The sequence below is a fragment of the Phytoactinopolyspora halophila genome, assembly GCF_003287285.1.
Classification (GTDB): Bacteria; Actinomycetota; Actinomycetes; order Jiangellales; family Jiangellaceae; genus Phytoactinopolyspora_A; species Phytoactinopolyspora_A halophila.
In genome coordinates this window covers 97932-114726 of sequence record NZ_QMIG01000004.1, presented here as the reverse complement: position 1 = coordinate 114726, position 16795 = coordinate 97932, and the positions used below count along the sequence as shown (strand labels likewise).

The window sequence follows — 16795 nt, the reverse complement described above, 5'->3', positions numbered from 1 at the left end:
GCTGGTGAGCGGGTCAAGATCGGTATTCGTGCACGGCGGACGGGTGCCGCAGGCGACGGCGTAGCTCGTCTCGGTAGGTAACGCGGGCGCGGTCGGCGACGGCGAGCGTGCCGAGGGCGCCGACCGCGGCGACGAAGGGTGCGACGACGATCCGGGCTTGCTCCGGGATGTCGCCTAGCGGTCCCCAGCCACGCAGGGCCATGAGGGTGACGAGTCCCGCTATGAGGGATGTGATGAGCAATCCCTGCTGCCGGGGACGGGGTATCTCGGGTACTGGCTGCCCGGCCCACCAGATGGCAATACCCATGGCGGCAAGTATCGCGCCCAACACGCCGACGCCTCCGGGGTCCAAGATCAGCGCGATCGTTCCGATGCCGATGAACAGGCGCCCGCTCAGGCAGTCCGGGCAGTGGCTGCGAGCGGGCAACCAAGCGATGACGGACGACAGCGTGATGAGGGTGACGACACCTGCGCACATGAGTTGGAGGGCGTCGCCGAAGGAGACCATGACGTTATTCGACCATGTTGGGGCGTCACGTGACGAATGACCCTCCGGCGTGTCCGGATGCTGGGGAGCCGGGCGGTCCCGGGGACGTCTCCCGAGCGCCGTACCAGCAGCGTTCCCGGGTGCTGCGGCCGGGCGTATTTCGAGCGAAAGTGGCCGATCGGAATGTTCGAATCCGGGTTGGCGTAAAAGAAATCTGTCTCCTATCATAGTTGCGTACACCGGAACGGTTGCGTAGAAAGAAACATACGCGGAACACAAAGATGCGACATTGTTACTGGTACGCACCAGTCCGAATAGAACCGAATCCCGGGGGAAGTTGATCAGATACTGAGATGCCGCGAAAGTGAATAACGAAACCACTTTACGGCATTCAGTCATCGCTGTCCCGCCCACCCCTGACCGCTTTCGAAGACGGCCTGATCTGTTCTCGAATTGTGGCGGAAACTTGCCTGGTCAGGGCATGTTTGTATGCCCAGAGTTGATATGTCCGGTCGAATCCTCTAGCGTGTTAAACGATGCGAGATGAGGTTCGATCTTCTTCTCGCAGCGCTGGGACCGGTCCAGTGAATTGCCGACAGGAGTCGGGCGACGCAGGCGGGTGGCGCCCACGAGATTGTGGCTGCGAGCCCCGCCTGGAGATGCGTCTGACCGACGAGAGCGGCCAGATGCTGATGCAACGGTGCGTCGGCTGGGCGAGCTCCGCACGCCGCGTGAACACCGGGAGTTGTGCATGGCGAGACAGATTAGCGAAGCAAGTAATGGCAAGGCGCCAGAATCGGAGTCATCTGACTCCCTCGATGTTCATCAGGACTTCGGTGACAGTCCACTCGAGGTGCGTACCACCGATCACTACACCGAGGAGTACGTTCCCGGGTTCGTCGAGAAGTGGGATGACCTGATCGACTGGAAGAAGCGTGCTGAAAGTGAAGGCAGCTTCTTCGTCGATCAACTCAAGGAGCGCGGCGTCCGCAAGGTGCTCGACGTTGCCACGGGAACGGGTTTCCACTCGGTGCGGTTGCTCGAAGAAGGCTTCGAGACGGTCAGCGCCGATGGCAGCGCGCCCATGCTGGCCAAGGCGTTCGAGAACGGATTGAAGCACGGCGGGCATATCCTGCGCGTGGTCAATGCCGATTGGCGCTGGCTCAACCGTGACGTGCACGGAGAATATGACGCCATCGTGTGTCTGGGTAATTCTTTCACCCATCTCTTCTCCGAGCGAGACCGTCGCAAGGCGCTTGCGGAATTCTACGCAATGCTGAAACACGACGGTGTCCTGATCATCGATCAGCGTAATTACGACTCGATTCTCGATCAAGGTTTTTCGAGCAAGCACACGTATTATTACTGTGGTGAAGACGTATCGGCCGTCCCGGAATATGTCGACGACGGTTTGGCCCGTTTTCGCTACACGTTCTCGGATGGTTCCGAGTACTACTTGAACATGTATCCGCTTCGCAAGAATTATGTGCGCAGGCTCATGCGCGAAGTCGGATTCCAGCATGTCGAGACATTCGGCGACTTCCAGCAAACGTATCGCGAGGATGATCCGGACTTCTTCATCCACGTCGCGGAGAAGCGCTACCGTTCGGACGAGGAGCTGGCTGACATTTATTCCACTACTGTCAACACAGCGCGCGATTACTACAACTCCGAAGATGCCGACAACTTCTACTCGATCATCTGGGGTGGCGAGGACATCCACGTCGGGTTGTACGCCACGCCGGACGAGGACATCGGCGCCGCCAGCCGGCGCACCGTCGAGCAGATGGCCGGCGAGCTCAAGCTGGACGCGGATACCAAGGTGCTGGACCTGGGGGCGGGCTACGGTGGCTCGGCCCGCTATCTCGCGAAGACGTTCGGTTGCCGGGTGACATGCCTCAATCTCAGTGAGGTGGAGAACGAGCGGAACCGCGTCATGAACCGGGAGCAGAACCTGGACGACCTGATCGACGTGGTCGACGGCTCGTTCGAGGATCTGCCGTTCGAGGACAACTCGTACGACGTCGTGTGGTCACAGGACTCGTTCTTGCACAGTGGTGACCGCAGCCGCACGCTCGAAGAGGCTGTGCGGGTGCTCAAGCCGACCGGGACGCTCATCTTCACCGATCCGATGGCTGCGGATCACATCGACCAGAAGTCGATCGAGCCGATCCTGGCACGCTTGCAGCTGGAAACCATGGGCACGCCGGACTTCTACCGGCGAGAGCTCAATCGGCTCGGACTCACCTCGATCGAATTCCGCGACGAGAGCGAGCAGCTTCCGCGCCATTACGGACGCGTTCTCGGTGAGCTGGAGAAGCGAGCGGGCGAGCTCGAAGGCCGGGTGAGCCAGGAGTACCAGGAGCGGATGAAGGCCGGCCTAAAGAATTGGGTCAATGGCGGAAATGCCGGAAATCTGGCATGGGGCGTGATCGTCGCCCGCCGCTAGATCTCATCCGGTTCGTGACGGTCGGCCGTGGTTGATAGCCCATGGCCGACGCGTCACGAATCTCGGCCCCATTGCAACGGCCGGACCACATGGCGAATCGTAAGAGACGATGAAGGAAGCGAGATAAGAGGCATGGCATATCGACGACTGTTTACGAGCGAGTCGGTTACCGAGGGTCATCCGGACAAGATGTCGGATGCCATCAGTGATTCGATCCTGGACGCGATGCTGGAGCAGGATCCGAAGTCCCGGGTGGCGTGCGAGACGCTGATCACGACCGGCCAGGTACACGTGGCCGGTGAGGTGACCACGAAGGGCTACGTCGACATCCCCGCGGTGGTGCGCGACCGCATTCTCGAGATCGGATACGACTCCTCGGCGAAGGGATTCGACGGAGCATCGTGTGGCGTGAACGTCGCGATCGACGCGCAGTCGCCCGACATCGCCCAGGGTGTCGACTCCGCGTTCGAGACTCGCGTCGAGGGTGAGAAGGACGAGATCGCATCGCAGGGTGCGGGTGACCAGGGGCTCATGTTCGGCTTTGCCTGCACGGAGACCCCGGAGCTCATGCCGCTGCCGATCGCGCTGGCCCACCGCCTGGCTCGCCGGTTGAGCGAGGTTCGCAAGGAAGGCACGTTGCCGTACCTGCGCCCGGACGGCAAGACCCAGGTCACGGTGGAGTACGAGGACGGCAAGCCGGTCCGGCTGGACACGGTCGTCGTCTCCAGCCAGCACGCCGCCGACATCGATCTCGAAGAGATGCTCACCCCGGACGTACGCGAGCACGTCATGACACCAGTGATCGATTCGCTGGGTCTCGACGTTTCCGAGACCCGGCTGCTGGTCAACCCGACGGGCCGGTTCGTCGTCGGTGGCCCGGTCGGTGACGCCGGCCTCACGGGTCGGAAGATCATCGTCGACACCTACGGTGGCTACGCTCGCCACGGTGGCGGCGCGTTCTCGGGTAAGGACCCGTCCAAGGTGGATCGTTCCGCGGCGTACGCGACGCGGTGGGTCGCCAAGAACGCTGTTGCGGCAGGGCTGGCGGACAAGATCGAGGTGCAGACCGCCTACGCCATCGGCAAGGCGGCCCCGGTGGGTCTCTTCATCGAGACCTTCGGTACCGAGAAGGTCGATCCTGCCAAGATTCAGATGGCGATCGAAGAAGTCTTCGACCTTCGCCCGGCAGCGATCGTCCGGGATCTCGACCTGCTGCGTCCCCGCTACGCGCCGACGGCGGCCTACGGCCACTTCGGCCGGGACGACCTCGACGTGCCGTGGGAGCGCACGGATCGCGTGGAGCAGCTGAAGGCGGCGGCTCGCGTCTAGCGATCGCTGGTCAGAACCCGAACGCCGCCCCCCGACGACGAGGAGTCCCCTTGCGTATTGCAGTGACCGGATCGATCGCCACCGACCATCTGATGGTGTTCCCGGGTCGGTTCGCCGACCAGCTCGTAGCCGACCATCTCGACCAGGTGTCGCTGTCGTTCCTGGCCGACCAGCTCGACATCCGGCGCGGAGGTACCGCCGGAAACATCGCGCTGGGCTTCGCCAAGATCGGCATGTCGCCGGTCCTCGTCGCGGGGGTCGGCCGGGACTTCGCGGAGTACGACGAGTTCCTGTCCAGCCACGGTGTCGACACGAGCGGGGTGTACGTCTCCGAGGACAAGCACACCGCGCGTTTCATTTGCACCACGGACGAGGACCAGAACCAGATCGGAACCTTCTACTCGGGTGCGATGTCCGACGCGCGGCAGATCGAGCTCGCTTCCGTCGCCGAGCGCGTCGGCGGGTTCGACCTCGTGACGATCAGCCCGCACGATCCGGTGGCGATGCTGCGGCACACCGAGGAGTGCCGTCAGCATGGCTACCGATTCGTCGCCGACGTCGGCCAGCAGGTGGCCCGGATGACCGGCGATGAGATTCGTGGCCTGGTGGACGGCGCGGCGTGGCTGTTCACGAACGAGTACGAGCACAGCCTCCTCCTGGACAAGACCGGCTGGTCGAAGGAGGACGTGCTGGCTCGGGTTGGATCGTGGATGACCACGCTCGGAAGCGCCGGGGCGCGGCTGGAGACCAAGGAGGGCGAGGTCGCCACGGTTCCCGCCGTCCCTGCGAAACAGGAGGTCGATCCGACCGGTGTCGGGGACGCGTTCCGGGTCGGCTTCTTCGCGGGCGTCGCGTGGCAGCTCTCCACCGAGCGGTCCATGCAATTCGGCAGCCTGTTGGCCACGACCGTGCTGGAGACCCTGGGGCCGCAGGAGTACGAGATCGATCCGGAGACATTCGTGCGCCGGTTCGCCGATGCGTACGGCGAGGAAGCCGCGACAGAGGTGAAGCCATTCCTCGGTCGCACGCTCTGACGTGCCGTCAGGGGATTGCCGTCGCCCCCTGTGGCGGCAATCCCCTGATCGGTATCTGGATACGACGATGATGAGCGAGGGACCGAGAGTGACAATACAGAATGAGGAGGTGAGCGGTGTGGCTGAGAGCGCGTTCCTCAGCGAACTGCGCCGCCGAGTGCTCGTGGCCGATGGAGCCATGGGTACCCAGCTGCAGGCTCAAGACCTCACCCTGGACGACTTCGACGGGCTCGAAGGTTGTAACGAGATCCTCAACGTGACGCGGCCGGATGCGGTCCGCGCGGTGCACCGCGGGTTTCTCGAAGTCGGGTCCGATCTGATCGAGACCAACACGTTCGGCACGAACTTGCCGAACCTGATGGAGTACGACATCCAGGACCGCATCCGCGAGCTCGCCGAGGCCGGCGCGCGGTTGGCGCGGGAGACGGCCGACGAGTACTCCACACCGCAGAAGCCGCGCTTCGTGCTCGGGGCAGTGGGTCCCGGGACGAAGCTGCCAACGCTCGGCCACATCACGTACGCCGAGATCCGCGACGCCTACATCGAGCAGGTGCGCGGGATGCTCAACGGCGGCATCGACGTGGTTCTGGTCGAGACCAGCCAGGACCTGTTGCAGACGAAGGCCGCGGTCATCGCCGCGAAGCGGGCCATGGCCGCGGAGGGACACAAGGTACCGATCATCGCGCAGGTCACGGTCGAGCAGACCGGGACCATGCTGGTCGGAAGCGAGATCGGGGCGGCGCTTACCGCGCTGGAACCGCTCGGCATCGACATGATCGGGATGAATTGCGCGACCGGCCCCGAGGAGATGAGCGAGCACCTCCGGTACCTTTCGCAGCACGCCCGCGTGCCGATATCGGTGATGCCGAACGCGGGGCTGCCGGAGATCGGCCCGGACGGTGCCGTTTACCCGCTGGATCCGGACGGGCTGGCGAGAGCCCTGGCCGAGTTCGTGACCGAGTTCGGCACCCGGATGGTGGGCGGGTGCTGCGGTACCACACCGGAGCATCTGCGCAAGGTTGTCGAGAAGGTCGTGGATCTGGAGCCGGCCGAGCGCACACCGGAGCCCGAGCCCGGCGTGTCGTCGGTCTACCAGACGGTGCCCTTCCGGCAAGATGCCTCCGTCCTGATGATCGGCGAGCGCACGAACGCCAACGGCTCGAAGGCCTTCCGGGAGGCCATGGCAGAAGAGCGCTGGGATGACTGCGTGGAGATCGCCCGCACGCAAACGCGCGAGGGCGCCCACCTGCTCGACCTGTGCGTCGACTACGTGGGCCGCGACGGCGTGGCCGACATGGACCTGCTCGCATCGCGGCTGGCCACGGCATCGACGTTGCCCATCATGCTGGACTCCACCGAGCCGAGCGTGATCGAAGCCGGCCTGGAACGGGTCGGCGGCCGGTGCGTCATCAACTCGGTGAACTACGAGGACGGCGCTGGCCCGGACTCGCGTTACCAGAAGGCGATGGAGATCGTCTCCGAGCACGGCGCCTCCGTGGTTGCCCTGTGTATCGACGAGGACGGGCAGGCCCGCACCGCGGAATGGAAGATGCGGGTGGCGCGGCGCCTGATCGAGGACCTCACCACGAACTGGGGCATGGCTGTCGAGGACATCATCGTCGACACCCTGACGTTCCCCATCTCGACGGGTCAGGAAGAGGTCCGCCGGGACGCCATCGAGACGATCGAGGCGATCCGCCAGCTCACGACCGAATACCCGGGCGTCCAGACGACACTGGGTGTATCCAACGTGTCGTTCGGGCTGAACGCCGCTGCCCGGCAGGTGCTGAACTCGGTCTTCTTGCACGAATGCGTGCAGGCCGGCCTGTCTACGGCGATCGTGCACGCGTCGAAGATCCTGCCGATGGCCAGGATCCCGGACGAGCAGCGCGAGGTCGCCCTGGATCTGGTGTATGACCGCCGTACCGAGGACTACGACCCGCTGCAGAAGTTCATGGCGCTGTTCGAGGGCGCCAGTTCGTCCTCGAACCGGCAGAGCCGCGCCGAAGAGCTCGCGGCGCTCCCGCTGGGCGAGCGGCTGGAACGGCGGATCGTCGATGGCGAGCGCAATGGCCTCGAAGAGGACCTCGACGAGGCGATGAAGGAGCGCAAGCCGCTCGACATCGTCAACGACACGTTGCTTGCTGGCATGAAGACCGTCGGTGACCTGTTCGGCTCGGGCCAGATGCAGCTTCCGTTCGTGCTGCAGGCTGCCGAGGTCATGAAGACGGCGGTGGCGCATCTCGAGCCACACATGGACAAGGACGATTCCGGGGGCAAGGGCCGGATCGTGCTCGCCACCGTCAAGGGCGACGTGCACGATATCGGCAAGAACCTGGTGGACATCATCCTGTCCAACAACGGCTACGACGTCGTGAACATCGGGATCAAACAGCCGATCAACGCGATCCTGGATGCCGCGACCGAGCACGAGGCCGACGCGATCGGCATGTCCGGCTTGCTCGTCAAATCCACGGTGATCATGAAGGAGAACCTCCAGGAGATGAACTCCCGGGGGGTCGCCGAGACCTGGCCGGTGCTGCTGGGTGGTGCCGCCCTCAACCGGACCTACGTCGAGGATGACCTCGCCGAGATCTACGAGGGCGAGGTTTCCTACGCGAAGGACGCCTTCGAGGGCCTGAAGCTCATGGACACGGTGATGGCCCGCAAGAAGGGCGAGACGCTGGAGGTCGACGAAGAGGCCCAGCGCAAACGCGCCGAACGCAAGGCCCGCCGGGAGCGGTCCAAGCGGATCGCGGCCGCCCGTGAAGCCGCCGCGGATGAGCCCGAGGAGCAGCCGGCACGCTCCGACGTCGAGACCGACGTGCCGGTCCCCGAACCGCCGTTCTGGGGAAGCCGGCTGGTCAAGGGCGTGGCCGTGGCCGACTACTCGACGATGCTCGACGAGCGTGCCACGTTCTTCGGGCAGTGGGGCCTGCGCGGCACCAAGGGTGGCGACGGCCCCACGTACGAGGAGCTCGTCGAGACCGAAGGCCGCCCGCGCTTGCGCTCCTGGATCGACCGGCTGACGACGGAAGGCGTCCTGGCACACGCCGCCGTGGTCTACGGATATTTCCCCTGCGTGTCCGAGGGCGACTCCGTCGTCGTGCTGGAGAGCCCCGAGCCTGACGCGAAGGAGCGGCTCCGGTTCACGTTCCCGCGCCAGCGCCGCGACCGGCGGCTGTGCCTGGCGGACTTCTTCCGCACGCGGGAGCTCGCAGCCGAGCGCGGCCACGTCGACGTGTTGCCGTTGCAGCTGGTGACCATGGGCCAGCCGATCGCGGATTTCGCGAACGAGCTGTTCGCGAGCAACTCCTACCGCGACTACCTGGAAGTGCACGGTCTGGGTGTGCAGCTCACCGAGGCGCTGGCCGAGTACTGGCACCGTCGCGTGCGTGACGAGCTGCTCTTCAACGGCTCCGTGCCGGTCTCGGCGGAGGACCCGGAGGACATCGAGGAGTACTTCCGCCTGGGCTACCGCGGCGCGCGGTTCTCGCTGGGCTACGGGGCATGCCCGGAGCTGGAGGATCGCACGAAGATCGTCGAGCTGCTCGAGCCCGACCGGATCGGGGTCAAGCTCTCCGACGAGCACCAGCTGCATCCCGAACAGTCGACCGATGCTTTTGTCGTCCACCACCCGGAGGCCAAGTATTTCAACACGTAGTCAGCGCAGCCGGGCGGCGTGCCGGAGACCACCGGCTTCGCCCGTGGAGGGCTCCACCGATGCCCTCCAGCACCCGGCCGCGCCCCGGCCCGAAGATTTCGACGCCATAAGCTGGAACCGAAAACCGTATTCGAAGGAGTCATCAGATGACCGCCGCGACCTTTAGTCCGTCCGTACCGAAGCAGTCACTCAACGGCGTGGACTTTGCCGTCGCCGACCTGTCCCTGGCCGAGTTCGGCCGCAACGAGATCCGTCTGGCCGAACACGAGATGCCGGGCCTGATGGCTCTGCGGCGCGAGTACGCCGAGTCCCAGCCGTTGCGGGGCGCCCGGATCTCCGGCTCGCTGCACATGACCATCCAGACGGCCGTGTTGATCGAGACACTCGTGGCGCTGGGCGCGGAAGTCCGCTGGGCCAGCTGCAACATCTTCTCGACACAGGACCACGCCGCGGCAGCCGTCGTCGTGGGCCCGAACGGCACGCCGCAGTCCCCGGCCGGTGTTCCGGTATTCGCCTGGAAGGGCGAGTCGCTGGAGGAGTACTGGTGGTGCACCGAGCAGATGCTGACCTGGCCGGGCTCGGCGCCGAACATGATCCTCGACGACGGCGGGGACGCCACCCTGCTGGTGCACAAGGGGGTCGAGTTCGAGAAGGCCGGTGCGGTGCCCACGGCCGACGAGAACGACCCGGAGGAGTTCAAGGTCTTCCTCGACCGCCTGCGTGCCTCGCTGGCTCAGGACGCGTCGAAGTGGACCACGCTCGCGTCGGGTATCAAGGGTGTCACCGAGGAGACCACCACCGGCGTGCACCGGCTGTACCACCTGGCGGAGACTGGCGAGCTGCTCTTCCCGGCGATCAACGTCAACGACGCTGTCACCAAGTCCAAGTTCGACAACAAGTACGGCTGCCGGCATTCGCTCATCGACGGCATCAACCGGGCCACTGACGTGCTCATCGGCGGCAAGACCGCCGTGGTCTGCGGCTACGGTGACGTCGGCAAGGGCAGCGCGGAGTCGCTTCGCGGTCAGGGTGCCCGCGTGATCATCACCGAGATCGACCCGATCTGTGCCTTGCAGGCCGCGATGGACGGGTACGAGGTCGCCGTGCTGGACGACGTCCTGGACCGTGCCGACATCGTGATCACCGCCACGGGTAACAAGGACGTGATCACGGTCGACCACATGGCGAAGATGAAGCACCAGGCGATCGTCGGAAACATCGGTCACTTCGACAACGAGATCCAGATCGCCGAGCTCGAGCGCTACCCCGGCGTCAAGCGCACCCACATCAAGCCGCAGGTCGACGAGTGGATGTTCCCCGACGGCCACTCGATCATCGTGCTCTCCGAGGGCCGGCTGCTCAACCTGGGCAACGCCACTGGACACCCATCGTTCGTCATGTCGAACTCGTTCTCCGATCAGACCATCGCGCAGATCGAGCTGTTCACCAAGCAGGGCGAGTACGGCACGGACCAGGTGTACTTGCTGCCCAAGCACCTGGATGAGAAGGTCGCCCGGGTGCACCTCGAGGCGCTCGGCGGCAAGCTCACCAAGATGAGCAAGGACCAGGCCGAGTACATCGGTGTGGACGTTGAGGGCCCGTACAAGCCCGAGTACTACCGCTACTGATCCGGCTGTTGTCCCCGCGGTCTCGGCTGCTGCCAGTCGAGCCACGCGGGCTTCGCCGGTATCAGGCACGACGAGTCGCCTCACTGTCGCACGAGCGATGGTGGGGCGACTCGTCGTTTGTGACGGGTCGGCGTGTGACACTGGAGCTGATGAGCGTAGCGGATCGAGTGCCGATCGTTGCCGTCGTCGGACCCACGGCGGCCGGCAAGAGCGGCCTGGCGATCGAACTGGCCAGCCGGTTGGGTGGCGAGGTGGTCAACGCCGACTCGATGCAGATCTATCGCGGCATGGACATCGGCACCGCGAAGGTGCCGCCGGAACAGCGTGGTGGCGTTCCCCACCACCTCCTCGACATCCTCGACGTCACCGAACCGGCTACGGTGGCCGAGTTCCAGGGCATGGCCCGTGCGGCGATCGACGAGTGCCGGAAGGGTGGCGTCGTGCCCGTCGTCGTCGGAGGTAGCGCTCTCTACGTGCGTGCGATTCTCGACCGCTTCGACTTTCCCGGCACCGATGCCCGCGTCCGCTCCCGGCTGGAGGACGAGCTGGCCCGTGAGGGTGCCGCGCGGCTGCATGCCCGGCTGGCCGAGCGGGACCCGGACGCGGCGGCGGCCATCCTGCCCAGCAACGGCCGGCGAATTGTCCGGGCTCTCGAGGTCATCGAGCTGACCGGCGGGCCCTTCCGGGCGTCGCTGCCGCCCCGGGAACACGTCTACGACGATGTCACCCAGGTCGGTATCGACGTGCCGCGCGACGTGCTCGACGCTCGGATCGAGTCGCGCGTGGCGGCGATGTGGGAGGCCGGCCTGGTCGAGGAGGTCCGCCAGCTGGAGGCGCGCGGGCTGCGGCAGGGCCGTACCGCCAGCCGGGCGCTGGGCTATGCGCAGGTGCTGGCGTTTCTGGCTGGGGAATGCACCGAGGAGGACGCCCGGGCCGAGACCGTGCGGGCCACACGGCGATTCGCCCGCCGTCAGGATTCGTGGTTCCGCAAGGACGAGCGGATCTGGTGGGTCCCGTTCGAGCAGGCGGATACGGAGAAGGCGGATCGCGTGGTGAGCCGCCTCGGTGCGCTATCCGCACACACGTGATGGCATGGAGGAAGGGACGGTAGCGCCGATGGGTGCGCAAGTCGAGTTCGTCAAGGGGCATGGCACGCAGAACGACTTCGTGCTCGTGCCGGATCCCGACGGCGTGTCCGACGGCGTGGTGGACCCACCGACGGTGCGGATGATCACGGATCGCCATTCCGGCATCGGTGCGGACGGCCTGATCCGTGTCGTGCGTACCGCCGCCGTTGCCGAGATGCCGGGGCTGGCGGAGGAGTCCGGGGCCGAGTGGTTCATGGACTACCGCAACGCCGACGGCTCGGTTGCCGAGATGTGCGGCAATGGTATCCGCGTGCTCGCGCGCTACCTGCTTGATCACGGACATGCCGCCGGGCCCACGATGCGGATCGCCACCCGTGGCGGCGTCCGCGTGGTTCACGTGGAGCCGGAGGGCCAGTTCACGGTCGAAATGGGCAGGGCCGTGCCCCTGACCGGCGGCTCGGTCGAGGCGACGATCGGGCTGGACGGGCGTAGCTGGCCCGCGACGGCGGTCACGGTGCCGAACCCTCACGCCGTCGTGTTCGTCGACGAAGGTGGCGACGCCGCCGGTATCGGCGACGAGCACGTGCGGGTGGACGACGTGAGAGCGCTGGCTGAGCTGGGCATGCTGACGAGCGTGCCCACTGTGCGTCCGCGCGACGTCTTCCCGGATGGGGCGAACGTCGAGTTCGTCGCCCGCGTGGGAGAGCGGCACATCGCCCTGCGCGTATGGGAGCGGGGCGTGGGGGAGACCCGGTCATGCGGTACGGGGGTGTGCGCGGCGGCTTGGGCGGCGATGCGCCGGGACGGCACGCGGGAGGGGACGTACACCGTTCAGGTACCCGGCGGGCAGCTACGGGTGACCGAACGCCCCGATGGCGAGCTCATGCTCACCGGTCCAGCCGAGCTGGGGGTGCGCGGTACGGTGACGCTCGATGCGCGTTTCGTGAGGAAGACGTATCCGGATCCCGCGCCGGATCGGACGGCGAGATCCTCACCCGCTCTGTGACGTAAATCACCGCATCTTGTCGGGCCCCGGATACGTCTTTACACATAAGAGAACCGGGTGCCTGCGGTGTCGCTACAGCGCGGTGCCGGCAGCCGGAACGTCGTCGTAGGTGGCTTTCTGCGGGGGAAGGCCACCAGAGCCGAAGGGGTGACGACATGTTGCGAATCGAGACGGAAAAGCGAGAGGCCGTCCTGGTGGCGGCGGCACTGCGCTCGCGCCGGCGTTCCGCGGGACGCAACGGACGGCGGGCGGCGTCCGCCCGTGCGGTTTCGGCGTTGCGGCAAGCTGCGACGGAGGGCGCCCGCTCCACGTCAGCCAGCTAGGTTTCGGCGAGGGGTCACAACGGAAACGCGGTGTCGTCGCCTGGAGATTGGCGTGGATATTCAGGTGACCACCGTAGCGGATCCGTGCCATTCTGGGTGATGTGTCGGGATGCGCACGTACCGTTCGTGTGTTGAATCCTGTAAGAACAACCTCTCGCACAGCCCCGGCACGCGGAGCGGGGCGGAAGAAGGAGCATGACCAGGAGCCCACAACCGACGACCCCCCAGGTCGACGCCGATCAGTCCGGCACGGAGACGCTGGAACCGTCGCCAGCCGTTGCTGAAGCTACCGAGCTCACCGCCAGCGACATCGACCGCGAGCATCGCGAGTCGCTGCGCCGCATCGCTGGCCTGTCTACCGAGCTCGACGAGATCACCGAAGTCGAGTACCGGAAACTGCGGCTGGAGCGTGTGGTTCTCGCGGGAGTCTGGACCGATGGCAAGGCCGCCGACGCCGAGAACTCGCTTGCCGAGCTCGCCGCACTCGCGGAAACCGCTGGCTCGATGGTCCTGGAAGGTCTCGTCCAGCGTCGGCTCCGGCCCGACCCGGCCACGTTCATCGGCTCGGGGAAGGTCGATGAACTGCGCGATGTCGTGCAGGACACCGGTGCCGACACGGTGATCTGCGATGGCGAGCTCTCGGCTTCGCAGCTACGGAATCTCGAAGACCGGATCAAGGTGAAGGTCGTCGACCGTACGATGCTGATCCTCGACATCTTCGCCCAGCATGCCCGAAGTCGCGAGGGCAAGGCACAGGTGGAGCTTGCCCAGCTCGACTACCTCTCCCAACGGCTCCGGGGCTGGGGTTCCAGCCTCTCCCGGCAGGCCGGTGGCCGGGCTGGAGGCCCGGGCGGCGGCGTCGGAACGCGTGGGCCGGGTGAAACCAAGCTCGAAACTGACCGGCGGCGGATCCAGGCTCGCATGGCGAAACTCCGCCGCGAGCTTGCGGCGATGCGTACGGCCCGGGAGACCAAACGCGCCGACCGCCAGCGTCACGCGGTTCCGGCCGTTGCCATCGTCGGATACACCAACGCCGGGAAGTCGTCGCTGCTCAATCGGTTGACGGGCGCGGGCGTTCTGGTCGAGGACGAGTTGTTCGCCACGCTTGACCCGACGGTGCGGCGGGCGCAGGCATCGGACGGCCGGGTGTACACGTTCACGGACACGGTGGGTTTCGTCCGGCACCTGCCACACGAACTCGTCGAGTCGTTCCGATCCACACTGGAAGAGGTCGCCGAGGCCAACGTTTTGGTGCACGTCGTCGACGGTTCCCATCCGGACCCGGAAAGCCAGCTCGCGGCCGTGCGGGAGGTCCTGGCCGACGTGGGCGCCGCCGATGTCCCGGAGATCGTCGCGGTGAACAAGATCGATGCCGCCGAGCCCGGTGTCATCGAGCGGCTGCTGCGCACCGAGCCGCACGCGGTAGCCGTGTCGGCCCGCCGTGGCCGGGGCATCGACGAGCTGCGCGAGACGATCGAGCGAGATCTGCCACGCCCACCGGTCCAGATCGAGGCCCTGGTGCCCTACGATCGGGGCGAGCTCGTATCGAAGGTGCACTCGACTGGCGAGATCCTCTCGGTCGAGCATGACGTCGCGGGCACGCGCATCTGCGCTCGCGTTCCGGAACAGCTGGCGGCAGCTCTCGATCCGTACGCCACCACGTGAGCCATCGGGGCATCCCGTTCGCGAGCATCGCGTGACCTGTGCCGGAAACTGATCGGGTCGCGTTGGCAGAAACCGACATCATCGAGGTCATCACCTCGATGATGTCGGTTTCTTCGGCCGAACGCCGCGTCTCCCAGTCATAGCGGAGACGCGGGTTCCGGTGAGTGCTCGAACGACGAGCCAGCAGCCTCGGGGACTCATACCGACAGCCTCAGGACTGATAACGCCCACCCAGGTGCTGGGCGAGAAACGCCTCGGCGGCAGCGTAGAAGCGTTCCCGGTTCTCGGGCTTGGCCAGTCCGTGGCCCTCATCCTCGAACAACAGGTACTCGTGATCGAGGTTCTTCTCGGCCAGCGCGTTGACGATCTGCTCGGCCTCGGCTTCCTTCACGCGCGGATCGTTCTTTCCCTGCGCAACCAGGATGGGGATCCGGATGTCGTCCACCCGGGACAGGGGAGAGGCCTCCCAGAGCAGATCCTTCTCGGCGTCCGGGTTGCCAACGGCCTTGTGCATGAACGCGAGCTGGGGCTTCCAATACTCCGGTATGGACGACAGCAAGGTCAGCAAATTCGACGGCCCGACAAGATCGACGGCGCACCGGAAGACGTCGGGCGTGAACGCGGCCCCGGCGAGCGCGGCGTAGCCACCGTAGGACCCGCCGTAGATGCCCACCCGCTCCCGATCGATCCAGCCGCGTCCCGCCAGGTAGTCGACCGCGTCGATCAGGTCGGTGTGCATCGCCTTGCCCCACTGCTTGTCTCCGGCGTTGCCGAAAGCCTTGCCATAGCCCGATGAGCCCCGGAAGTTGCCCTGGACGCAGACGTATCCACGGTTGGCGAACCACTGCGCCTCGGGGTCGTATCCCCAGGTGTCGCGGGCCCACGGGCCACCGTGCACGTTCAGCACCGCCGGGAGATCCCTGCGCTCGGCACCGACGGGAACCGTCAGGTACCCGTGGATGGTCAGCCCATCCCGTGCGGTGTAGCTGAACGGCTCCATCTCGGCGAGCTGGTACTGCTCCAGCTCCGGGCGATGCGAGAACAAGAATGTGAGCTCGCGAGTGCCGCGCTCGTAGATGTAATAGCGGATGGGGCCATCGGAGAGGAGATCGTGCACCATCCAGCGGTGGCCGTCGCGTACCGGACGGGAGATACCGATCTCACCCCGCAACATGGAACGTAGGTGATCAACCTCGGCCCCGAACTCGGGATCGAGGTAGAGCCATTCCTTGCGCTCCTTGAGGAAGCTGACGCCTTGGGGTTCGAGGGTCTCCGGATGCTGCGCGACGCCCGCGACGTCATAGTTCGGGTCCTCGGCGAGAACGGTCTCCTCGCCGGTGGAGAGGTCGACCGCGAGCAGGCGCGACGAATTCGCGCCGATACTCGACAGGAGATAGACCGTCTGGCCATCCCGGCTGAAGCCGTAGACCCCGGTGGTGGCGGTGTCGTCCGGACCGACCTCCAGCCATGGCTCGTCGGCCCCGGTATCGGAATTGCGCAGGTAAATCACGGCGCCGCCGTCCTCGGTCATGGCGACACCACCACGTATCCGGAGGTCGGAATCGACCATCCAGGCCGCGTAGCCCGGGTTCGTCTCGATCTTCTCGATCTCACGGCTGGTCAGGTCGAGCCGGTAGACGTCGTGCAGCGCCGGATCGTCGGCGTTTAGCGCCACCAACATGGTGGTGGGATGCCACCGATTGTGCGCCAGCACGCCAGCCGTGACACCGGATTGCGGCGTGACGAGCTGTGCCTCGCCGGTCTCGAGGTCCAGCGCATAGAGTCGCCAGTCTTCGTCGCCGTCAGTGTCCTGGAGATAGACGAGCGTGCGGTCGTCGTGGCAGAAGTCGTAGATGCGGATGCCCCTGCCGCGGTCGAACGTGACCGGCCGGGCCGCCGCCGGGTCATCCGCCGGGCCAACCCAGACGTTGAGAACGCCATCGTCGGGCGCGACGAAGCCGAGGCGGGTGCCGTCGGGGGAGAGGCTCGGAAGCAGCCGTTCCGGGTTACCGAAGAGAACGTCGCGCGGGATCAGGGGGACACCTTCATCGCTCATGACTCGATTCCATCACGTGCCCACCGAGATCGAATGCGCGGCCGGTATCGGTGTAGCCTCACGTCG

The 16795-nt window shown here is 65.8% G+C and carries 11 protein-coding genes; 9 read left to right on the top strand and 2 right to left on the bottom strand.

What is annotated here, in order from left to right:
• Positions 1 to 13: 13 nt before the first annotated feature.
• Positions 14 to 508, bottom strand: coding sequence for a hypothetical protein (locus tag DPM12_RS07090; protein WP_112257599.1), 495 nt, complete (start codon positions 506 to 508; stop codon positions 14 to 16).
• A gap of 730 nt (positions 509 to 1238) precedes the next feature.
• Between DPM12_RS07090 and DPM12_RS07085 the strand changes: the two genes are divergently transcribed.
• The 9 genes from DPM12_RS07085 to hflX all read left to right on the top strand — a co-directional run bounded on the left by DPM12_RS07085 (position 1239) and on the right by hflX (position 14673).
• The gene (locus DPM12_RS07085) at positions 1239 to 2936 is read left to right on the top strand and encodes a glycine/sarcosine N-methyltransferase (RefSeq protein ID WP_112257722.1); all 1698 of its coding nucleotides are present in this window, start codon (positions 1239 to 1241) and stop codon (positions 2934 to 2936) included.
• 132 nt (positions 2937 to 3068) lie between these two features.
• Positions 3069 to 4265 (top strand): methionine adenosyltransferase, encoded by a 1197-nt coding sequence (metK, locus tag DPM12_RS07080; RefSeq protein ID WP_112257598.1) that lies wholly within the window; start codon positions 3069 to 3071, stop codon positions 4263 to 4265.
• A 50-nt stretch (positions 4266 to 4315) separates the two neighbouring features.
• A complete protein-coding gene (locus DPM12_RS07075; RefSeq protein WP_112257597.1) occupies positions 4316 to 5299 on the top strand; it encodes a carbohydrate kinase family protein in 984 nt (327 codons plus the stop codon).
• A gap of 118 nt (positions 5300 to 5417) precedes the next feature.
• Complete coding sequence (metH, locus tag DPM12_RS07070) at positions 5418 to 8963, top strand: methionine synthase (RefSeq protein WP_211658570.1); 3546 nt, start codon at positions 5418 to 5420, stop codon at positions 8961 to 8963.
• A 146-nt stretch (positions 8964 to 9109) separates the two neighbouring features.
• A complete protein-coding gene (gene ahcY, locus DPM12_RS07065; RefSeq protein WP_112257596.1) occupies positions 9110 to 10591 on the top strand; it encodes an adenosylhomocysteinase in 1482 nt (493 codons plus the stop codon).
• Between the two features lie 149 nt (positions 10592 to 10740).
• Positions 10741 to 11679: a tRNA (adenosine(37)-N6)-dimethylallyltransferase MiaA gene (gene miaA / locus DPM12_RS07060; protein WP_112257720.1), complete on the top strand. Its 939-nt coding sequence runs from the start codon at positions 10741 to 10743 to the stop codon at positions 11677 to 11679.
• Positions 11680 to 11707: 28 nt separating this feature from the next.
• Positions 11708 to 12685, top strand: a complete 978-nt coding sequence (gene dapF / locus DPM12_RS07055) for a diaminopimelate epimerase (RefSeq protein WP_112257595.1) — start codon at positions 11708 to 11710, stop codon at positions 12683 to 12685.
• Between the two features lie 155 nt (positions 12686 to 12840).
• Positions 12841 to 13008, top strand: coding sequence for a hypothetical protein (locus DPM12_RS23115; RefSeq protein ID WP_158542801.1), 168 nt, complete (start codon positions 12841 to 12843; stop codon positions 13006 to 13008).
• A gap of 195 nt (positions 13009 to 13203) precedes the next feature.
• Positions 13204 to 14673, top strand: a complete 1470-nt coding sequence (hflX, locus tag DPM12_RS07050; RefSeq protein WP_112257594.1) for a GTPase HflX — start codon at positions 13204 to 13206, stop codon at positions 14671 to 14673.
• Positions 14674 to 14884: 211 nt separating this feature from the next.
• Here hflX and DPM12_RS07045 read toward each other — a convergent pair whose 3' ends face one another.
• Positions 14885 to 16729, bottom strand: a complete 1845-nt coding sequence (locus tag DPM12_RS07045) for a S9 family peptidase (protein ID WP_112257593.1) — start codon at positions 16727 to 16729, stop codon at positions 14885 to 14887.
• Positions 16730 to 16795: the final 66 nt, after the last annotated feature.

Excerpts from the sequence above, each read along its gene's own strand:
- dapF (WP_112257595.1), top strand. The coding sequence starts at position 11,708 with ATGGGTGCGCAAGTCGAGTTCGTCAAGGGGCATGGCACGCAGAACGAC.
- miaA (WP_112257720.1), top strand. The coding sequence starts at position 10,741 with ATGAGCGTAGCGGATCGAGTGCCGATCGTTGCCGTCGTCGGACCCACG.
- ahcY (WP_112257596.1), top strand. The coding sequence starts at position 9,110 with ATGACCGCCGCGACCTTTAGTCCGTCCGTACCGAAGCAGTCACTCAAC.
- DPM12_RS07085 (WP_112257722.1), top strand. The coding sequence starts at position 1,239 with ATGGCGAGACAGATTAGCGAAGCAAGTAATGGCAAGGCGCCAGAATCG.
- DPM12_RS07090 (WP_112257599.1), bottom strand. The coding sequence starts at position 508 with ATGGTCTCCTTCGGCGACGCCCTCCAACTCATGTGCGCAGGTGTCGTC.
- metK (WP_112257598.1), top strand. The coding sequence starts at position 3,069 with ATGGCATATCGACGACTGTTTACGAGCGAGTCGGTTACCGAGGGTCAT.
- DPM12_RS07045 (WP_112257593.1), bottom strand. The coding sequence starts at position 16,729 with ATGAGCGATGAAGGTGTCCCCCTGATCCCGCGCGACGTTCTCTTCGGT.
- DPM12_RS23115 (WP_158542801.1), top strand. The coding sequence starts at position 12,841 with ATGTTGCGAATCGAGACGGAAAAGCGAGAGGCCGTCCTGGTGGCGGCG.
- hflX (WP_112257594.1), top strand. The coding sequence starts at position 13,204 with ATGACCAGGAGCCCACAACCGACGACCCCCCAGGTCGACGCCGATCAG.